The organism is Kitasatospora sp. NPDC001175 (assembly GCF_053598215.1).
In genome coordinates this window covers 40,334-58,355 of sequence record NZ_JBSFJU010000052.1, presented here as the reverse complement: position 1 = coordinate 58,355, position 18,022 = coordinate 40,334, and the positions used below count along the sequence as shown (strand labels likewise).

Annotated in this window: 21 protein-coding genes and 1 pseudogene; 12 read left to right on the top strand and 10 right to left on the bottom strand. The window is 71.4% G+C overall.

The features are described from left to right. Nucleotides 1-327: 327 nt before the first annotated feature. Both ACWDAK_RS29610 and ACWDAK_RS29605 read left to right on the top strand, forming a co-directional pair. Nucleotides 328-540: pseudogene (locus ACWDAK_RS29610) on the top strand (helix-turn-helix domain-containing protein); the annotation flags it as partial. A gap of 292 nt (nucleotides 541-832) precedes the next feature. Then, nucleotides 833-2,305, top strand: coding sequence for a DUF2079 domain-containing protein (locus ACWDAK_RS29605; protein ID WP_344637441.1), 1,473 nt, complete (start codon nucleotides 833-835; stop codon nucleotides 2,303-2,305). A gap of 89 nt (nucleotides 2,306-2,394) precedes the next feature. Here ACWDAK_RS29605 and ACWDAK_RS29600 read toward each other — a convergent pair whose 3' ends face one another. Together ACWDAK_RS29600 and ACWDAK_RS29595 are read right to left on the bottom strand one after the other, a co-directional pair. Further along, nucleotides 2,395-2,610: a DUF397 domain-containing protein gene (locus ACWDAK_RS29600; RefSeq protein WP_427395948.1), complete on the bottom strand. Its 216-nt coding sequence runs from the start codon at nucleotides 2,608-2,610 to the stop codon at nucleotides 2,395-2,397. Beyond that, nucleotides 2,610-3,467, bottom strand: coding sequence for a helix-turn-helix domain-containing protein (locus ACWDAK_RS29595; protein WP_427395949.1), 858 nt, complete (start codon nucleotides 3,465-3,467; stop codon nucleotides 2,610-2,612). Before ACWDAK_RS29595 ends, ACWDAK_RS29600 begins: the two co-directional genes overlap by 1 nt. 274 nt (nucleotides 3,468-3,741) lie before the next feature. Between ACWDAK_RS29595 and ACWDAK_RS29590 the strand changes: the two genes are divergently transcribed. The 5 genes from ACWDAK_RS29590 (at nucleotide 3,742) to ACWDAK_RS29570 (ending at nucleotide 5,700) form a co-directional block, all read left to right on the top strand. Then, nucleotides 3,742-4,182, top strand: coding sequence for an ATP-binding protein (locus tag ACWDAK_RS29590; protein ID WP_427395950.1), 441 nt, complete (start codon nucleotides 3,742-3,744; stop codon nucleotides 4,180-4,182). Continuing rightward, nucleotides 4,179-4,469 (top strand): hypothetical protein, encoded by a 291-nt coding sequence (locus ACWDAK_RS29585; protein WP_344637437.1) that lies wholly within the window; start codon nucleotides 4,179-4,181, stop codon nucleotides 4,467-4,469. The genes ACWDAK_RS29590 and ACWDAK_RS29585 overlap by 4 nt, the downstream gene beginning before the upstream one ends. A gap of 2 nt (nucleotides 4,470-4,471) precedes the next feature. After that, nucleotides 4,472-4,627: a hypothetical protein gene (locus tag ACWDAK_RS29580; protein ID WP_344637436.1), complete on the top strand. Its 156-nt coding sequence runs from the start codon at nucleotides 4,472-4,474 to the stop codon at nucleotides 4,625-4,627. Nucleotides 4,628-4,738: 111 nt separating this feature from the next. Continuing rightward, nucleotides 4,739-5,104: a PadR family transcriptional regulator gene (locus ACWDAK_RS29575; RefSeq protein ID WP_344637435.1), complete on the top strand. Its 366-nt coding sequence runs from the start codon at nucleotides 4,739-4,741 to the stop codon at nucleotides 5,102-5,104. Continuing rightward, entirely contained in the window at nucleotides 5,101-5,700 is a 600-nt protein-coding gene (locus ACWDAK_RS29570; protein WP_344637434.1) for an HAAS signaling domain-containing protein, read from the top strand. Before ACWDAK_RS29575 ends, ACWDAK_RS29570 begins: the two co-directional genes overlap by 4 nt. Nucleotides 5,701-6,106: 406 nt before the next feature. Here ACWDAK_RS29570 and ACWDAK_RS29565 read toward each other — a convergent pair whose 3' ends face one another. Beyond that, on the bottom strand, nucleotides 6,107-6,631 hold the full coding sequence (locus tag ACWDAK_RS29565) for an NUDIX hydrolase (RefSeq protein ID WP_344637433.1): 525 nt from the start codon (nucleotides 6,629-6,631) through the stop codon (nucleotides 6,107-6,109). A 495-nt stretch (nucleotides 6,632-7,126) separates the two neighbouring features. Between ACWDAK_RS29565 and ACWDAK_RS29560 the strand changes: the two genes are divergently transcribed. Next, nucleotides 7,127-7,543, top strand: a complete 417-nt coding sequence (locus ACWDAK_RS29560; RefSeq protein WP_344637432.1) for an SsgA family sporulation/cell division regulator — start codon at nucleotides 7,127-7,129, stop codon at nucleotides 7,541-7,543. Nucleotides 7,544-7,617: 74 nt separating this feature from the next. Here the strand turns inward: ACWDAK_RS29560 and ACWDAK_RS29555 are convergent, their stop codons facing one another. After that, a complete protein-coding gene (locus ACWDAK_RS29555) occupies nucleotides 7,618-7,995 on the bottom strand; it encodes a phage holin family protein (RefSeq protein ID WP_344637431.1) in 378 nt (125 codons plus the stop codon). Nucleotides 7,996-8,166: 171 nt separating this feature from the next. Between ACWDAK_RS29555 and ACWDAK_RS29550 the strand changes: the two genes are divergently transcribed. From ACWDAK_RS29550 to ACWDAK_RS29540, 3 genes are all read left to right on the top strand, one after another. Further along, nucleotides 8,167-8,484: a cupin domain-containing protein gene (locus ACWDAK_RS29550; protein WP_344637430.1), complete on the top strand. Its 318-nt coding sequence runs from the start codon at nucleotides 8,167-8,169 to the stop codon at nucleotides 8,482-8,484. 221 nt (nucleotides 8,485-8,705) lie between these two features. Then, nucleotides 8,706-9,488: a thiaminase II gene (tenA, locus tag ACWDAK_RS29545; protein WP_427395951.1), complete on the top strand. Its 783-nt coding sequence runs from the start codon at nucleotides 8,706-8,708 to the stop codon at nucleotides 9,486-9,488. Between the two features lie 253 nt (nucleotides 9,489-9,741). After that, a complete protein-coding gene (locus tag ACWDAK_RS29540) occupies nucleotides 9,742-9,942 on the top strand; it encodes a DUF5326 family protein (RefSeq protein ID WP_344637428.1) in 201 nt (66 codons plus the stop codon). Nucleotides 9,943-10,026: 84 nt separating this feature from the next. Here the strand turns inward: ACWDAK_RS29540 and ACWDAK_RS29535 are convergent, their stop codons facing one another. The 5 genes from ACWDAK_RS29535 to ACWDAK_RS29515 form a co-directional block, all read right to left on the bottom strand. Further along, entirely contained in the window at nucleotides 10,027-10,923 is an 897-nt protein-coding gene (locus tag ACWDAK_RS29535; protein ID WP_344637427.1) for an NAD-dependent epimerase/dehydratase family protein, read from the bottom strand. Between the two features lie 61 nt (nucleotides 10,924-10,984). Continuing rightward, complete coding sequence (locus ACWDAK_RS29530; protein WP_427395952.1) at nucleotides 10,985-12,031, bottom strand: cytochrome P450; 1,047 nt, start codon at nucleotides 12,029-12,031, stop codon at nucleotides 10,985-10,987. 77 nt (nucleotides 12,032-12,108) lie between these two features. Continuing rightward, a complete protein-coding gene (locus ACWDAK_RS29525; RefSeq protein WP_427395953.1) occupies nucleotides 12,109-13,599 on the bottom strand; it encodes a class I adenylate-forming enzyme family protein in 1,491 nt (496 codons plus the stop codon). Between the two features lie 93 nt (nucleotides 13,600-13,692). Beyond that, nucleotides 13,693-14,433: a glycosyltransferase family A protein gene (locus ACWDAK_RS29520; protein ID WP_344637424.1), complete on the bottom strand. Its 741-nt coding sequence runs from the start codon at nucleotides 14,431-14,433 to the stop codon at nucleotides 13,693-13,695. Further along, a complete protein-coding gene (locus tag ACWDAK_RS29515; protein ID WP_427395954.1) occupies nucleotides 14,430-15,440 on the bottom strand; it encodes a 3-oxoacyl-ACP synthase III family protein in 1,011 nt (336 codons plus the stop codon). The genes ACWDAK_RS29520 and ACWDAK_RS29515 overlap by 4 nt, the downstream gene beginning before the upstream one ends. Nucleotides 15,441-15,632: 192 nt before the next feature. On the opposite strand from ACWDAK_RS29515, the gene ACWDAK_RS29510 reads away from it, so the two are divergent. Further along, on the top strand, nucleotides 15,633-16,409 hold the full coding sequence (locus ACWDAK_RS29510; protein ID WP_344637422.1) for a VC0807 family protein: 777 nt from the start codon (nucleotides 15,633-15,635) through the stop codon (nucleotides 16,407-16,409). Between the two features lie 107 nt (nucleotides 16,410-16,516). Here ACWDAK_RS29510 and ACWDAK_RS29505 read toward each other — a convergent pair whose 3' ends face one another. After that, nucleotides 16,517-18,004, bottom strand: a complete 1,488-nt coding sequence (locus ACWDAK_RS29505; RefSeq protein WP_344637421.1) for a flotillin family protein — start codon at nucleotides 18,002-18,004, stop codon at nucleotides 16,517-16,519. Nucleotides 18,005-18,022: the final 18 nt, after the last annotated feature.

The following is an 18,022-nucleotide window of genomic DNA, read 5'->3' as shown; positions in this document are numbered from 1 at the left end:
GCGGTCGGCGGCGATGAGCTGGATGCGTCCGGCGGGGACGGCCAGGACGGCGGAGATCGGGGCGGGGGTGTCGAACTTCAGCATCGTGCTCTCCTTCTTCTGCAGCGGGCGCTCTGTCGGCCCGCCGTTTCTGATGAAGGAAAAGCTACGTTGCATTCCAATATCTGACAACAGGCTCGTTGCTCAAAAATGCCATCAGTGCAGGTAGGTGGCATGAAATCGTTGCAGTGGTCTTGAATGTAATGCAACGACACCCACTCGGTTCGTTGCAATGAATTGAGACTGAATGCTATGCCGGGGGCACCACGGGCGACGAAGGGGGCCGCGATGCCCGGAGTCAGGCTCACTCAGCAGGAACGCCACCAGATCGCGCTGGGGCTGGCCGACAGCCTCCCCTACGCCGAGATCGCCAGGCGCCTCGAACGTCCGACCTCGACAACCACGCGCGAGGTGATGCGCAACGGCGGCCCCACCGCCTACCGCGCCGACCTGGCCCACCGAGCCGCCGAACAGTCCCGCGAAATCCTCCACACGAAACCTGAAGCGAGCTCGGAAAGCGCTACCTGAGCCAGGTTCGGACAGTGGGCGACGGTACGGCTTGACCTTGACCGTGCGTCAGGGGCGGAGCCTTGTCGCATGACGACGAACGCTAGACGTCAGCCGATCCCTTGTCGGCGGTCGATCCGATGATGAAGTGCCATCATTAGGGCGCATACCATCACAATCGTCCGGCACGGGCACTTCGCCGTCGATCAGGTATCGCACGGCGGCCGATCAGGCCTGATCAGGATGGCGGCAGAATCCGAAAACAGCCGTGCTAGCGTCGGCGAGCATGAAGACCCGGTTATCCGCTGACCGCTACCTCTGCCTAGCCCTGGCACTCTTACTGTTCGTCAGCTATGGCGCTACCTCGGTCTTGAGCCATCTGCTGATGCAGACCGGCGGCTTCGACCTGGGAATCTTCGACGAGGCAGTGCGCGGCTACGCCGGGCTTGGCAAACCGCTGGTGGCACTCAAGGGGGTCGACTACAACCTCCTCGGTGACCACTTCAGCCCGATCCTCGCACTGCTCGCACCCGTCTACCGAGTCTTCCCTGGGCCGATGACGCTGTTGCTCGCCCAAGCCGCGTTACTGGCAGCCTCGGTGCTGCCAGTGACCAGACTGGCAATGCGGACGGTTGGACGGTGGGGTGGACTGGCGATCGGGCTCGCGTACGGGTTGTCCTGGGGGCTGTGGAGTGCACTCGCCTTCGACTTCCACGAGGTGGCCTTCGCAGTGCCGTTGGCCGCCTTCGCAGCCGAGGCGCTGGTGCTCGGGCGGGCGGTTGCGGCCGTGTGCTGGGCGCTGCCACTGCTGCTGGTCAAGGAGGACCAAGGTCTCCTGGTGGTCGGAATCGGCGCGTACCTCTTCGTTGTGCTCGGGAAACGCCGACTCGGCGCGGGACTTGCCACCATCGCGCTGCTGAGCATGGCACTGGCGATCCTGGTGCTGATACCGCTCGCAAACCCCGAAGGCAAATACACATACGCCGACACGGGGCAGTGGACCGGCGACGATCCTCTGACGCGACTGCTACTGCCGGGCGCCAAGTGGGAGACAGTGGCCACACTATTGGCGCCGACGCTGCTTCTCGCGCTGCGCTCGCCGTTGTGCGTGCTGCTGGTGCTGCCGCTGGCAGCCAGGTTCTGGTCTCTCAACCCGATGTTCTGGGGAACGCTCCAGCACTACAACGCGGTACTCATGCCAGTGCTCTTCCTGGCTCTCATCGACGGACTGCGCAGGCTTCAGATGCGGCCGGTCCGGCCCGCGGTGACGTCGGCGCCCGCTGCGCCGGTGCCGCCCGCGGGTGCTGTGGCCACCCTGACGCGGCCGGTCCGCAACGCTGAACCGGTTACGCGGAGAAAGCTCGACATCGCGCTCAAGCTGGTGCCGAGCGGTGCGCTCGTGGTAGCCGTAGCCATGCTGCCGGTGCCATCGCTCTCATCTCCAGGATCACAAGTAGCGAATGCCAAACAGGCGTTGTCCCTCATACCTGACGGAGCAGCGGTAGCGGCCGCCAACCGCCTGGCTCCGCAGCTGACGGACCGGTGCACCGTCTCGCTCTTTCCCTATCTGACGCCACCCGGCCAGGCGGCGCCCTGGATCCGACCCACCGCCTACTGGGTGGCGACGCTGGATCATCCGGACAACTTCCCGTTTCCAGATGCCCAGCTGAAGCGCTTCGAGGAAGCCCTGCCCTCGATGGGATACCGGCAGGTGGTGGCAGGTGGCGGAGTTACCGTGTACCGGTGGGTCGGCCGCTGACCGGCCGAACCGTCCCGCCCGCACCACCGACCCGATCAACCCGCCGCAGCCACGACCAACAACCGCTCGCGGCCGGATGGATCACGAAGTCACGCGAAGTCGCCTGCCTTGATGCCCGCGACGAAGGCCGACCAGGCGCCGGCGGGGAAGACGAGGGCGGGGCCGTGCGGGTCCTTGGAGTCGCGGACGGGGACGATGCCGGGGAGGCCGTCGGCGACCTCGATGCAGTTTCCCTGGTCAGCGCTGAACTTGCTCTTGCGCCATGTGGCGTGGCTTAGGTCTATACCGACCGGGTCCGTCTGCATCACTCAAGATCCTTTGCAATCTGCCCGATCAAGCGTCGCGACGGCCCAACGTCGAGTGCCGCTGCCCGGAGCCGATCAAACGCCTGGTCGTAGGCCGTTACGTCGTCGTCCCGTTCCAGATAAAGGCTACTCGTCAGGGCTTCGGTGTACACCACATCGAGATCGTTCCGGACGGGGAACTCCAGGATGACAAACGATCCGTGAACGCCCGGGTGGGCGCCCGCCGCGAACGGCACCACCTGCAGGGTGATGTGAGGTTCCCTGCAGCCGGCTACCAGGTGTTGCAGCTGCTTCGCCATGATGGACTGGCTGCCGATCAGTCGACGTAGCGCAGCCTCGTCCACGATCGCCCAGAGTCTCAGCGGATCCTCTCGCTGAAGTGCCGCGTTCTGTCGTGCCAGGCGGACATCAACCAGTGCGTTGACAACCTCCGGCTTGGCGTCCGGTCGGAGTTGTCGGATCAGCGCCCGTGCGTAGTCCGATGTCTGGAGCAGCCCAGGGATGAGCGAAGACTCGAAGTTTCGGACCGACACGGCCTCCGCCTCGAAGCTGATGAACGAGGCGTAGCGCTGGGAGATCACGTCGGAGTATGGCTGCCACCAGACCCTGCGCTTGCCCTCCCGCGCCAGGGCTGCAAGCGCCTCGCGCGTTGCCGGGTCGGTGACTTGGTAGACGTCGAGGAGTGCCCCGACCTCGTTCGCACGCACGCCGGAGCGGCCGGTCTCCAAGCGACTGACCTTGGACTGGTGCCACCCGAGGCGGGACGCGACTTCGTCAACCGTGAGGTCCAGCCTCTCTCGGATCTTCCGGAGTTCCGCACCCAGCATCCGACGGCGCACGGTGGGCGTTGCGGGCACGTTGCTGCCTCCCTCTGTCGCACTGCCTCGTCGGATCACAGTCTGTCCTGCTGAACAGGGCGTCGTCACACGAGATCTGAAAGTGCATATGTACTTTTTCTGATGCGATTGCATGAAGCGACGGACTAGGGGCATGCTACGGCACGTAGTCACTCGTTAGACGCAGAGTGATTACGGAGGGCGGTTGGCCGGGCATCCCTATGCCTGATCCCGGCCGCCGCCGGGCCGTGTGCCCGGATCACGGCTACCGACCATGCCCGGAAGGGGCGTTGCCATGACCGGAACGTTGCAGAGACCGCCCGCTGTGACCGGCGAGCACTCGTGTTGGCTGCCGCGTCACCGCAAGTCGGCGGGTAGAGCCCGCAGGCAGCTGCGTGACTTCCTCGCCGGCCTCGATGGCGGCGAACAGTACGCGGACACCGGGGAGTTGCTGCTCTCCGAGCTTGTCGCCAACGCTGTCGAACACGCCCGCGTGCCACCCGGCCGCCTGATCCAGGTCCGTTTCGAACTCTCCCCCGCCGTACTGCGGATCGAAGTCCACGATGCCAACGCCCGTCATCCGAAGCCCTGTTCGGTGAGCGAGGACGGTGAGGACGGCCGCGGTCTCTGGCTCGTTCAGCAACTGTCCGCCGACTGGGGCTGCCACCCCAGACCGGGCGGCATCGGAAAGGCCGTCTGGTGTCTGATCAGCCCGACCCGGCGGAGTGCGGTATGAGCACCCCGAGCACGGACGACATCCCGGTCGTCGTTGAGATCGAGGGTATCGCCGCCCCCGCCGCGTTCACGCATCTCCCCGACGCGCTCGCCGCCGTCTGGGACGCCCTGAAGCCACTCCCGCTCGGCACTCTCCAGGCCGACGCCTTCCGCTACTTCCTCACTCGCCCCGACGCCGCCGAGCGTGCCACGGAGTTCCTCCGGCGCGACGGCCGGCTCGATCTCTCCTTCACCCTGCACGGCCAACCCCACACCGTCCGCCTCCGCCACCAGGACGCGGAGCACTGACCGTGGACGACGACCCCCAGGCCGAGTACCGCGAAGCCGCCGAACGCCACCGGCGAGGGCAGCCGGACCCCCGCGCCGCTCTCCTCGCCTACGCCTTCTCCAGTGTCTGCATCGCCCTGCTCGCGCTCGCCCTGCTCCTCTCCGCCCACTCCCGCTGATGTCGCATCAGGAACGCCAGTCACGCCTCCAAGGCGATCAGATGACCAGTCGTCAGCGGGCTCTGGAGCTGTCTTGTTCCGCATGCTATCTTGCGTTGCATGGTACCTGGCATGACACACACTGACGGTTCCGGTGCGGCGGACGGGTCGGTGGCCACTCAACTGCGCAAGGGGGTGCTGGAGTACTGCGTGCTGGCGCTGCTGAGGGACGGTCCGCGCTACGGGGTCGAGCTGCTGCAGGAGCTCGGCCGCTTCCCGATGCTGGCGACCAGCCAGGGCACGATCTACCCCCTGCTGTCCCGGTTGCGCCGCGCCGGGCTCGCCGACACCTTCCTGCGCGACTCGGCCAGTGGTCCGTCGCGCCGCTATTACACCCTCACCCCGGCCGGCCGCAGTGCGCTGGAGGAGTTCACCGCGCTTTGGCCCGCCTTCCGAGCAGCCGTAGACCACGTCCTAGCCCCAGGAGAGAAGCCATGACCCCCATCGAGCACCCGCTGGTCCGCGCCTACCTGGACGCGGTCACCCGATTCACTGCCGCGCTGCCCGACGAGCGCCGCCGCGAACTGCTGGCGGACCTGCGCGAGCACATCGAGGTCGCACTGGCGGACCGCGACCCCGTCGACGAGGACGCGGTGCGGCAGGTCCTGAACAACCTGGGCCGCCCCCAGGAGATCGCCGACGCCGCACTCGACGCCGAGGGCGGGCCGCGACCCGAACCGGAGAGCGCCGGCCGCACCAAGCTCACCCTGGCGCTCGCAGTCCTTCCGGCGCCGATGTTCCTGGTCCCGGTCCTCGGGCCGGTACTCGGGCTGGCCGCCGCCATCGCAGTCCTGGTCAGGGTCTGGAAGTCCCCGCAGTGGACCCGGCGGGAGAAGAAGCAGGCGACCCTGCTCCTGTTCTCACCGGTGGTGGCCGTGCCGCTGGTCGCCGCCGCCTTCTCCGTGTCCTCGGCCGGGTTGACCCCGATCAACGTCCTTGCCGTCTGCCTGGTGGGCTTCAGCCTTCCCGTCCTCGCGGCAGTCCGGCTCGCCCGCTCCGCCGCCCGCCTCCGCACCGGCGCTCTCACGGTCTGACCCGGGGCTGCGGGGTAGCGGCGCTCGGCACCGTCAGGCGGTTGCCTCGGCGTCCGGCAGCCCCGGGAGGGTCGGTTCCGCGGTCCAACTGGCCAGCAGCCGTAGCGCCTCGGCGGACGGGGACCCGGTCGAGCAGTTGGTCCTGGGCGGCCCAGACCTCGCCCATTCCGCCCGCGCCCATCGGGCGATCCATCAGGTACCGCCCCGCCACGACCGTGCCGCTGTGCACCGCGCCCCGCCTCTCCGAGATCCCCGGAAGGCAACCCAGGGTAGGGCCATGCGCTGACGCCTTTGCCCGGGCCTCGCCTCGGGCTGTTCCGGCGGTACCGCGCGGCCGTCCGCGTGCGCGCATCGGGCGTCCGGCCCGCCGGCGCTCTTGCGTCGCGCGTCGGCGGGCCGGACGCCCTCAGCCCAGGTCGTGGGCGAGCAGAGCCCGGATGCCCTCGATGTTGGCGGCGAGATAGGCGCGCAGGCTGGGCGGAACGACGTTCACCGAGGTCACGCCCTCGCGGGTGAAGGGGAGGTGGACGATCTCGTACTCGCCGTGCGGGTCGTCCACCTCGGGGCCGTGCCGGCGGGTGGGGTCCATGGCGGCCAGGCGGCAGACGAAGAAGTGCTGGATCTTGACCCCGTGCGGATGGGCGAGGGTGCCGTCGTCGTGGTGGGCGTGGGAGACGGTGTCGACGAAGGCGGGCACCACGTCCACGACCTTGCCGCCGAGCTCCTCGTCGATCTCCCGGTGCAGTGCGTCCACCACGGTGCGGTCACCGGCTTCGACGCCGCCGCCGGGCGTGATCCAGTACGGATTGCTGCCGGGTCGGGTCCGTTTGATCAGGACGATGGAGGCCTGGGCGTGCGGGTCGTCCGGGTCCAGCTCCAGCAGGATGGCCCGGGCCGTGCGTTTGACGACCGGGCGGACGGGGCCGGGCATGGCCACCTCCGGTGCGCGAGCGTTGTGCGGAAGTCTCCCGCGTGCGAGCCTGCCCGAAACCCGAACCGGCCGAAGAACGGGAGGGTTCGGTTCCGCTGAACGGATGATTCTGCGTGTTCGGGGGTGTGGTTCTGCCGGTATGGGTGTAGCGGCCAGGGATCTTCGATTGGAAGGCTTCGCGCTTTACCAATCGTTGAACGTATGGTTGCCTTCTGGCATGGAGAGTGATTCGAAGGCGCTTCGACGGATCCGTTGCTGAGAGTGATTGCAGGCATGCCAACCCTGTGCTGCAATGAGCGTCAATCGGGCAAACGGAGCAGCCAACTCCGGGTCGGGGCCACCACGGCGGGCGGTGCGACTGCCCGGGGCGTGCGGCCCGTCGGATCCCCGGTGGATCGCACGCACCGAACGTGGCCGACGGGTTTGGACCCGGATCCGGGGGCCATAACAGTCGCACAGCCGGGGCAGGCCGGTCAGAACGTGAGGTAGTGGCGCATGCACAGCACGGTCCAGGGCCACGTGGTGATGCACCTCGTGGTCTCGAACGAGCTCTCCTTCCGCATCCTGGTCGACCTCGAGTACGACCCCGCCGACCCGTATGCGATCCGGCTCACCTTCCACCTCCCCGGCGACGCGCCGGTGACGTGGGTCTTCGCGCGGGAGCTGCTGCTGGACGGGATCAGCCAGCCGACCGGCGAGGGCGATGTGCACATCCACCCGCTCGGGGAGGAACTCGCCGAGGTCGGCATCATGCTGCGCTCGCCCGAGGGCGACGCGGTGCTGCGGTCCTCCGCGCCGCCGCTGATCGCCTTCCTCACCCGCACCGACCGCCTGGTGCCGGTGGGCGAGGAGCGCACCGGCGGCGATCTGGACGAGCAGTTGGCGCTCATCCTCAGCCCCGGGGCGCGTTGATCGAGGTCTCCGCACGCCGAGGGTCCGCCGTCCACGACGGCGGGCCCTCGGCGTTGGGGAAGGACGGTCGGTGGTCAGTCCTCGTCGTCGAAGGCCAGGTGGAGGCCCCAGGACACCAGGCTGATGATCAGCGAGCCGAGCAGCGCGGGCCAGAACCCGGTGACGTTGAAGTCCAGGTGGAGGTGGCCGGAGGCCCAGGAAGTCAGCAGCAGCATCAGGGCGTTGATCACAAAAGTGATCAGCCCGAGGGTGAGCACGAACAGCGGCAGCGAGAACAGCTTGACCACCGGCTTGATCAGCCAGTTCACCACGCCGAAGACCAGCGCCACCGAGATCACGGTGACCGTCTTGTGCTGCCAGCCGTCCGCCGTGAGGTCGATCCCGCTGACGATCCAGGCGGCGACCCAGATGGCGGCCGCATTGCTGAGCGTTTTGACGACGAAATGTTTCACGGGTCCGCCCGCATCCAATCTGCTGTGAGCAAGTCTTGCCCTATAGGCGTACCGCAGTCGCAGCGAAAGCCAAACCGGCGGGGCAGCCCGGCGGTGCGGCGGCCGGTGCCGGATGCGGTTGAATGCACCCATCGCGTGGCCGAGTGACGGACGAGATGTGGAGCGGCGCCGATGAAGGTCTTCCGGCTGGACGAACTGGACGCGGAGCGGGCCGCCAACCAAGGCGCCTACCTGCGCTTCCTCAAGGAGCGCAGCATGTCCGCCGGGTTGTACGCGCTTTCGCCGGGCGACACCGACACCCAGTCGCCGCACGCGCAGGACGAGATCTACCAGGTCATCAGCGGCCGGGCCGAGTTGACCGTCGGGTCGGAGACGACCACGGTCGGGCGCGGGAGCGTGGTCTTCGTCCCGGCCGGGATGCCGCACCGGTTCCACCACATCACCGAGGAGCTGCGGGTGCTGGTGATCTTCTCTCCGCCGGAGGACTGACCGGTCACGGGCCCCGGTGCGCCGGGGCCGGACGGCTGTGAACGGCGGCCCGGCCGGGCGGTAGGGTCGGCCGCGTACGCAGTCGAACCGCGGGAGCCCGTGGCAGCGGGCTGAGAGGGCGCTGAACGACACCCCCGGAGCGGGGGTTGTCGCGCCGACCGCCAGAACCTGGCCGTGGCAGCGGGGAACCGCCTGCCCGGGACAGGGAGGGAGTCCACACCGTGTCCCATCCGCACACCGCAGAGCAGCCAGGGGCCCACGCCGCCGAGCAGTCCGGGGAGTTCGGGCAGTTCGGCCAGGTGCAGTCCGGGCCGTTCGAGCCGTACGCCGCCGAGCGGCCCGGTTCGCTCACCGCCGAGCTCTGGGCCGCCATCGCGCCGATCTACGCGGAGATCCTCGGCCACCCGTTCATCGCCGGGCTCACCGACGGCACCCTGCCGCGCGAGGCCTTCCGCCACTTCGTCATCCAGGACTCGCACTATCTGCGCGACTACGCCCGCGCGTTGGCCGTCTGCGCCGCCAAGGCTCCGGGCGAGCAGGACGTCCGGGCTTTCGCCGACGACGCGATCGGCGCACTGGCCGCTGAGCAGGGCATGCACGCCGAGTTCCTGAACGCCTTCGGCCAGACGGCCGCCGAGGCGGCTGCCGAACCCGTGCTGCCGACCACCCGGGCCTACACCAGCTACCTGCTCGCCACCGTCTACGGCGGCTCGTTCGCCGAGGCCGTGGGCGCGGTGCTGCCCTGCTACTGGATCTACGCCCGGGTCGGCGAGCAGCTGCTGGCGAAGTCCTCGCCGCAGCCGCTGTACGCCAAGTGGATCGCCACCTACGGCGACGAGGCGTTCCAGTCGGTGGTCCGGCGGGTGCTGGAGCTGACCGACCGCCTGGGCGAGGAGCTCGCCCCGGCCGAACGGCGGCGGGTGGTCGAGCACTTCACCACGACGTCCCGCTACGAGTGGATGTTCTGGGACGCCGCCTGGCGCGGTGAGACCTGGCCGGTCTGACGTCCGGCGGCCCGTTGCTCCTCCCGGGGAAGCGCAACGGGCGCCGGACGGCGGGTTCGGAGCGCTCGCCGGGCTGGGCACCGATGGGGGCCGTGGGGGTATCCCTGGGCCCGGACTCGGGGGGATCTCGGGGTTCTATGGGGGGCCGGAAGCCTCGTCCACGTGCTGCGACGCCCGTACGATCGAAGCATCGGAAGCGGACGGGACGCGACGGAAGAGCCGGCGCCGGCCCGAGGGGAGATAAGGATCCGACATGGCTGAGCTCTGGAAGTCGCTGCCCTCCTGGGTGCGCAACATCGTTGTCCCGGTCCTCGTCCTGGTACTGGCGTGGAACCTGGTCTGGTTCGTGGTCGGCGTGGTGAGCTCGCTGCTCGGCCTGCTGATCAAGGGCCTGGTGGTGGTCGGCCTGGCCGCCGCGGTGGTGGTGCTGGTGAAGAAGGCTGCGAAGAGCTGACCCGGGCGGCCGGGTCACCGAGACGGCGTGACGGGCCCTGTTCCTCCCAGTCGGGAGCGGCGGGGCCCGTCGTCGTTCCGGGACTCAGACCCGGGTGGTGAACGCGGTGTCCAGGTCCCAACGGGGTGTCCACCCCTGGCCGCGGGCGCGGCCGGTGTCCAGCACCACGCTGTGCGCGAGCTGGTCCACGGCGTACGGAGTGAGGCCCGCAGAGGGCACCGCCCTGGCGGCCAGACGGACCGCCCGGAGCGGGAGATGACGTATCACCGGGTCGGTGACCCCGTGCATCCGGAGCACCCGGCGGACGGCTTCGTCTCGGCGGTACGGCACCGGATCGGCGATGTTGTACGCGCCGGGCGCCCAGCCGGGAGCGGCGAGGCAGGCGTCCGCCAGGTTCTGGACGGCGGTCAGGCTGAGTTCGACGTCCGGGCCGGGCAGCAGCAGCACGCCGCGGCGGACCCGGGCGAGCAGCCGGGGCACCAGATGCGGATCGCCCGGGCCGTACACCGCGCGCGGGCGCAGCACCACCGCTCCGGCGGCGAGCGCGAGCCGCTCCCCGGCGGCCTTGGTGCGGCCGTAGGCGTTGAGGTGCCCGCCGGCGGTGGGGTGGTCCTCGCGGACCAGGCGGCGGCTGGGCCTCGGGTCGTAGACGCTGGCGCTGCTCACCCAGACCACCGGTCTGCCGGCGGCCGCCGCCAACAGCCGCTCGGCACCTGCCACGTTGACCGCGTGGCTCTCCGCCTCCGCCGGGGAGCCCGGCCTCGGGTCGCCGACCGCGGCCGCGCAGTGGACGAGCAGGTCGCAGTCGCGCAGCGCGGCACGCAGCTCGGCGGAGGCCGGGGCGGTGGCCTCCCAGTGCAGGTGCTGCCCGAGCGGGCCCGGGCGGCGACCGAGGCAGAGCACCTGGGCTCCGGCGGCCGCGGCGGCGCGGGCGACGTGCGAGCCGCAGAAACCGCCGGCACCGGTGACGGCGATGCGCATGGATCACGCCTCTCGTAGGGGAGTTCGGAAGCTGTCGGGGCGGTACCGTGCCGCGGCCGGTTCACCGCCGCGGGCGGACCAGGAGGGACGAGTAGCCCGGAAGTGCGGCACGGCGGTCGACCGTGGCGCGGCGGACGGTCGGCTGGTGGCGGGCCAACGCGGCCAGGAAATCCGCGAGTTGGGCGCGGGCTAGCCGGGCGCCGGGGCAGGCGTGCGGGCCGGTGCCGAAGACCGCCTGGACGGCGGCGGCCGGGTCGGCGGGCGTGTCGCGGTGGGATTCGGCGGCGTGCCGGGCCACCAGGACCAGCCGGTCGCCGGGCCGGATCGGGCAGCCGGCGACGGCGGTGCCCCGTGCGCTCGGGGCGGCGGCGCGCGGGAGGATGGGGGACGGTGCGGTCAACCGCAACAGTTCACCGACGAGTTGGGGTGCCGGGCCGGCGGAGATCTCGTCCCAGAGGCCGGCGTCCGCGCACCAGGCGGCGGCGCGCGGGAGCGCGGCCACGGTGGTGTTCACTGCGGCGACGACGAGCATCGCGTCCAGGGCGTCCGGCAGGATTCGCGTCAACTCCAATGCGGCGTACGGCGATCGGCGCCGTGGCAGCAGGCTGGGCAGGTGCTCGCGGGCGGTGGCCGAGGCGGCGTCGGCGGCGGCCCGGGCCAGGTCGAGGGGTGCCGCCGTACTGCCGGTCAGGGCGGCCGCGGTGGCGCCGGCGAGTTCGCGGACGACCGGCACCAGGTCGGCGCCGTCGTGGAGCCGGCTCAGCCGGTGGTCGAGGACGGCCTGCCAGACCGGGCGCAGCCGCTCCACGCCCTGGGTGCTGAGGTGTTCGGCCAGTTCGCGGCGGGTGGCGCGGTGTTCGGCGCCCTCCTGGTCGAACAGCAGTCCGCCGTCGGTGAGTCGGGCCGCCGCGCCGCCGGTGGTGCCGGACGCGGTACGGTCCAGCGGCACCCGGGTGAGCACTTCGCGGTACGCCTGCGGGCTGTGCACCAGCACGGTACGGCCGAGTCGGACGACCGGGCGGTGCCGGGTCGCGGCCAGCAGCGCGAACAGGGCCGGGTGGCTGCGGAGGTAGACCTGCCGGTCACGGCGCCGGGCAAGGGCGTTCACAGGAAGGCTCCTCGGGGGTCGGGGCGGGTCGGGGAGAGGGACTTGTCCGCTGGGGGCCGGGGCGCGGCCGGGGGCGGTCACCTTCCGCCGCGCGTGCCCGAGGGACGGCTCCCGTCCGCTTCGAGGGCGCGGGCGCACAGGCGGGAGGCCGCCGCGCGGTCGGGTTTGCGGGAGCGCCCGGAGAGCGGGATCTCGGCGAAGAGCAGTGCGTCCGGGCGGGCGCTGCCCATCCGGCCCAGCGGGGCCTGCAGCGCGGTGCGCAGCTGCCGCCGGTCGGCTCCGGCCTGCGGCTGGATGAGGGCGACCAGCCGTTCGTCGCCCTCCTCGGCCGGTACGCCCACCAGTACGGCGAGTTCGACTCCGGGCAGGTGCAGCGCTGGCTCGTACAGGCCCGGATAGATGTTCTCCGCGCGGCGCAGCACCATGTCCTTGCAGCGTCCGGCGAGCACGATCCGTCCGTCCGGGGTGAGCCTGGCGCGGTCGCCGGTGCGGACCCAGGGGTCGGGCCGTTCGCCGAGGTAGCGGTGGCGGGCGGCGGGGCCGGTGAGCAGCAGTTCGCCCTCGGGCGAGAGCCTGGCCCCCACGCCGGGCAGCGGCTGCCCGAGCAGGTCGCCGTCGCCCCGGTGGGCGGCCTTGTCGGCCTCCTCGACGGCCGCGGCCGGGAACAGCTCGGTCAGCGCGTACACGCTCCAGGCCTCCCGGGCGCCTGCCCGCTTGACCCGGCCGAGCAGTTCGGCGCTGGCCGGGGCGGATCCCGTCCAGACGCGTCCGGTGAAGCCGTCCAGGCCGCGCAGCTGCGGTGGGGTGAGGTAGGTGTTGGCGGGCCGCAGCAGGCGGATCTGGCGCTGGAGCAGCCGGGTCGAGCGGGCCGGGAGGGCCACCGCGGCCCCGGCGGCCAGCGAGGGGACGAGGACGAAGGAGGTGCCGCCGAGCACGGTCTCCCCCGGCCGGGGCCGGACCAGGTCGGTGACGGTGCGCATTCCGGCGGCCAGTCCACCGCGGCTGTGGACCACGGCGCGCGGGCTCGAGGTGGTGCCGGAGGTGAAGACGATTACGGCGTCGCCGTCACCCTCGTACGGCGCGGGCAGCGGAGCCCGGGCCGGGCGGAGGGCCGGTGCGCAGCCCGGGGCGCGCGGGCCGACCGTCACCACCGGGCCGAGGGCGGCCAGCGGCGGCAGGGCGAGGCCCGCCCGCCGGGCCAGCGGGTGCGCCCAGCCCGCGACGGCCTGGGCGGCGGCGTCGGCGAGCACCAGGGCGGGCCGGGCGGACGACAGCCGGGCGAGCAGGACGTCCGGCCCGGCGGCGGGGTCGAGGACGGCGATGGCGAGGCCCAGGCGGTGTGCGGCGAGCATGACGGCCAGGGCCCGGGGGCCCGGGCGGACGGCCACGCCGATGGTGTCGCCGGGGCGCAGCCCGTACCGCTGGTGCAGGGCGCTCGCGTAGCCGTCCGCGAGCTCGGTGAGTTCGCCGCAGCGGGCCAGCACCCGGGTGGCACCGGTGCGGGACGCGCCGAGTACGGCGGGGCGGTCGGCGCCCTGGCGGAGGGCGTGCGCGAGCTGTTCCAGCATGGTGGCTCCGGTGGGTGCGGGAGATGGGGCGGAGGGCCGTTTCCGGGGGCTCGCTCCTGGCCGCGAACGGTTCCGGTCCGCGGCGGCGGGGCTTCAGCGCGGGTCGACGCCGCGGCCGCCGCTGCCGCGTTCGAGGTACCAGCGGGCGGTGCCGAGGACGCCGTAGGCGCGGATCCGGCGGGTGGAGTTGTGCACCACCATGTCCCGGCAGTGGACGATCGCCGTGGTGTGGCGGCGGACCCGGTTGATGAAGGTGCGGTCGGTCGGTGAGGGGCGGCGGGGCATGCCGCCGACCGCGAGGTAGAGCTCGGCGGTGATGGCCATGTTGTTTCCTGCGTGCATCCGGTACGGGACCAGGTAGCCGTGCCTGCGGTGGTGGGCCGGCCGGATGCGGCCGAAGGCGGCGCCGAGGGTGACCAGGGCGCGGAACGCCGCCCGTCCGAGGAGGCCGTGTTCGTCGTGCCGGGCTGTGATGTGCCCGCAGACCAGGCCCCCTGAGCGGAGCACGGCCGCCCGCGCGGCCGCCGTCCAGCCGGGCTGCGGGAGGCAGTCGGCGTCGGTGCGGGCGAGCAGCGCGGCGCCGGCGGAGATGGCGTGCCTGAAGCCGGTGTCGACGGCGCAGCCGACCCCCTTCTCCGTCTCGACCAGCAGCTCGACCGGGAACGGCGCCCGGGACGCGAACTCCCGTACCACCTCGCCGGTCCGGTCACAGGAGTCGTTGTCGACCACCAGCAGCCGGAAGTCCCGGTCGTGCTGGCGGGCCAGCGCGTCCAGCGTGCCCGCTATCCGGGCCTCCTCCTGGTACGCGGGCACGACGACCCAGAGCTCGGTCACGAGACCTCCCAGACCATCGTCATCAGGCTGACGCCACCGCCCAGACCCACCAGCAGCACCCGGTCGCCCCGCTTCAACTCATCGCGTATCCGGTCGAGTTGGACGCCCAGGGTGGCGCTGGCGATGTTGCCGAGCTCGGGTACGGTCAGCACCAGCCGGTCGGCCGGGACGCCGGTCAGTTCGACGAACCGCTCCAGGTAGGGCACCGTCACCTGATGCACCAGCACCCGGGCGTAGGCGTCCCAGCCGAGCCCGGTGCGGGCGGCCACCCGGGTCAGGATGTCGCCGCCGATCTTCTCGAAGACGCCGCGCAACTCCTTGCCCCCGCCGTGGAAGTAGGTGTGCTCGTCGCCGCGCGGGTGGCGCGATCCGCCGCCCGGTATGCCGCCGACCGTCCAGTGCTCGGAAGCGGTCTCGGTCTCGATGTCGAGGATCCCGCCGTGCGGCACCGGCTCGACCACCACGGCCGCGCCCGCGTCGCCGAAGGTGTAGCCGGCGAAGCCCGCGCGGAACTCGGCCAGTCCGCCCGGGTCGCGGCGCATCGCCCGGCTGGGCGTCTCGCCGGTGACCACCAGGGCGCGCCGGCCCCGGCCGGCCAGGATCATCGCGCGGGCCACGTCGATGCCGTTGATGAAGCTGTTGCACGCGTTGGAGACGTCGAACGCGTGGGCACGAGAACCGAGTTCGGCCTGCACCAGATGGGCGGTGGCCGGTTCCACCACGTCCCGCGTGGCGGAGGCGTACACCAGCAGGTCGATGTCGAGCGGGTGGTACCCGCCGGCCGCCAGCGCCCGGCGGCCGGCGCCCAGCGCGAGCGTCGAGGCGTACTCGCCATCGGCCGCGAACCGCCGGGTCACTATGCCGGTGGCCTTCTCGAACATCCGCTCCGGCAGCCGCAGGCCGGTGCCGGCGGTGACATGGTCCTGGAGTTCCCGCGAGGTGAGCACCTGGTCCGGCAGGCAGGAGCCGACGGCGGTGATGCCGATGCCCGGCGTGTGGAGGTTCATGCCTCCCATGCTTCTGGCCGGCACCGTCCAGCGACCTGAGTACGGGTACTCAGCGCTGAGTGGCCATCAGCTCAACATGACATCCGTCATGTCGCTTCCCGGACGGCAGACACTGCCGGCGGACCGGCCCCGGACGGGATTCTTGAGGCACAGGGAAGCCCGCAGCAGGGACGACAGGAAAGGTCACGGATCATGGCACTCACTGCTGGCAATGTGATGGAGCAGCCCGCCGGGATCGCTCAGGCAGAGACCGCCGCGGCCGGGACCGCTCCGGCCGGGACCGCCGCCGCCGAGGAGAAGCACAGCGAGCTGGCTCCGCTCCGGCCGCTGCTGATCGACGTCGCGCTGCCGCTGCTGGCCTACTACGCGGCGCACTCGGTGTTCCATCTGAGCATGATCGCCTCGCTGACCGTCTCCAGTGTGGTGCCCGCCGTCCGCACCGTCCTCCAACTGGTGCGCGAGCGCTCGTTCAACGCGTTCGCCACCCTGATGCTGGTGGTCAACCTGGCGGGCATCGGCCTCTCGGCGGTCACCGGGGACGCCCGGCTGATGATCGCCAAGGACGGCGCGATCAGCAGCGTGATCGGCTTGGCGGTGCTGGTCTCGGCCTTCGCCGGCCGGCCGATGATGACCGCCGGGATGCGGCCGTTCGTCGTCAAGGGGAAGCCGGCCATGTCGGCCGCGTGGGACCGGCTGGCGTCCGGCGCGGCGGCCTCGGTGGGTGCCTCGGTCTCCTTCCGGCGCTGCGAGCGGGCCTTCTCGCTGATCTGGGGCACCGTGCTGGTGGCCGAGTGCGTGGCCAAGGTGATCGGCGCCTACACCCTGCCGGTGGCGACCATGGCCTGGATGGGCACGGTCTTCCTCGTCGCCGCGATCCTGATCGGCATCGTGGCCGGCAACGCCGCCGCCGGCCGGATCCACGGCCTGGTCGCCGCCGAGGCCGAGCGCACCCCGGCCCCGCTCGCCTGAGCCCCGCCGCCCCGCTTCCCCAAGACCCCCGCTTCCCTGAGTACGGCACCGGGCCCGGCCACCGAGACAACGGTGGCCGGGCCCGGCTCATTCGGTGCGCGGTGGAATCAGTTCCGCTGCTCCTGCACCGGAATCGCCTGGGCAACGGGCTTGGCGGCCGGGGCGGTGGGCGCGGCGTCCGCCGCCCCCGCCTCGCCGCCGCCCGCGTTCATCGCGGAGAGCAGCTGGCGGGCGAGCCCGAGGCCGGTGCCGCCCATGGTCAGCGCCTTGGCGAACATCTCGCCCATGCCGTCGGCGCCGTTCAGCAGCACCATGTGGTCCACGTTGCCGAAGGCCTCGGCACCCGCGCGGACGATCTCGGGCCACTTCTCGGCGAGTTGCTGGGCGACCACGGCCTCCTGGTTCTCGGCGAGCGCGGCCGCGCGGGCCTTGATCGCCTCGGCCTCGGCCAGACCCAGCGCGCGGGCCGCCTCGGCCTGGGCGAGACCCTTGGCCTCGGCCGCCGCGGCCTCCGCCTGGCCGGTCGCCTTGGTCGCCTCGGCGGCGGCCAGACCCCGGGCCCGGGTGGCCTCGGCCTCGGCCGCCGCGGCGATCTTCAGCCGGTTCGCCTCGGCACCGGCCTTCAGCTCGGTCTCCTTGGCGTGCGCCTCGGCCGCCGAGATCCGCGCGTCACGCTCGGCCTCGGCCTTGGTACGGGTCTCGTACGCCCGGGCGTCGGCGGGCTTGCGGACGTCCGCCTGGAGCTGCTGCTCCTTGCGGTGCGCCTCCAGCTCGGCCACCTTGGTCTCCTGGACCACGACCTCCTGCCGGGCGGCGGCCTGCGCCAGCGGCCCGGCCTGCAGCGCGGCGGCCGTCGCCTTCTCCAGCTCGGCCTGGTAACCAGCCTGCTGGATACCGGAGTTGCGGGTCGCCTCGGCCTTGCGCGCGGCGGCCTCCTGCTCGGCCTCGGTGGCCTCCCGGTCGGCTGCGGCGGCCGCGATGCGGGCGTCGCGCTGGACGGCGGCGGCGTGCGGCGCGGCCAGGTTCTTGATGTAGCCGGTCGGGTCGAGGATCTCCTGGATCTGCAGCGAGTCGATGATCAGACCCAGCTTCTCCATCTCCGTGCCGGAGGCGGCCCGGGTCTCACCGGTCAGCCGCTCGCGGTCGCGGATCATGTCCTCGACCGTCAGATTGCCGACGATGGAGCGCAGGTGACCGGCGAACACGTTGTGCACCCGCTGGCCCATCGCCTTCTGCTGGTCCAGGAAGCGGCGGGCGGCGTTGGCGATCGACACCGCGTCGTCGCCGACCTTGAAGATCACAACGCCCTTGACGTGTACCGGAATTCCCTGCGACGTCACGCACTCGACGTCCAGCTCGGCCTCGTTCAGGTCGAGCGACAGCCGGCGGACCGCCTGCACGCCGGGCACCACCAGCGTGCCGCGGCCGGTGACGATCCGGAAGCCCAGGCCCTCGCCGACCCCCTCGGCGCGGTGCTTGGACCCGGAGATGACCAGTGCTTCGTTGGGTTCGGCAACCCGCCACATGAGCTTGAACACGGTCACGATGACCACGAGAGCGACGACCGCTCCCACAACGCCGATCAACATCGGCATTCTCCCCCTTCAGGGCAC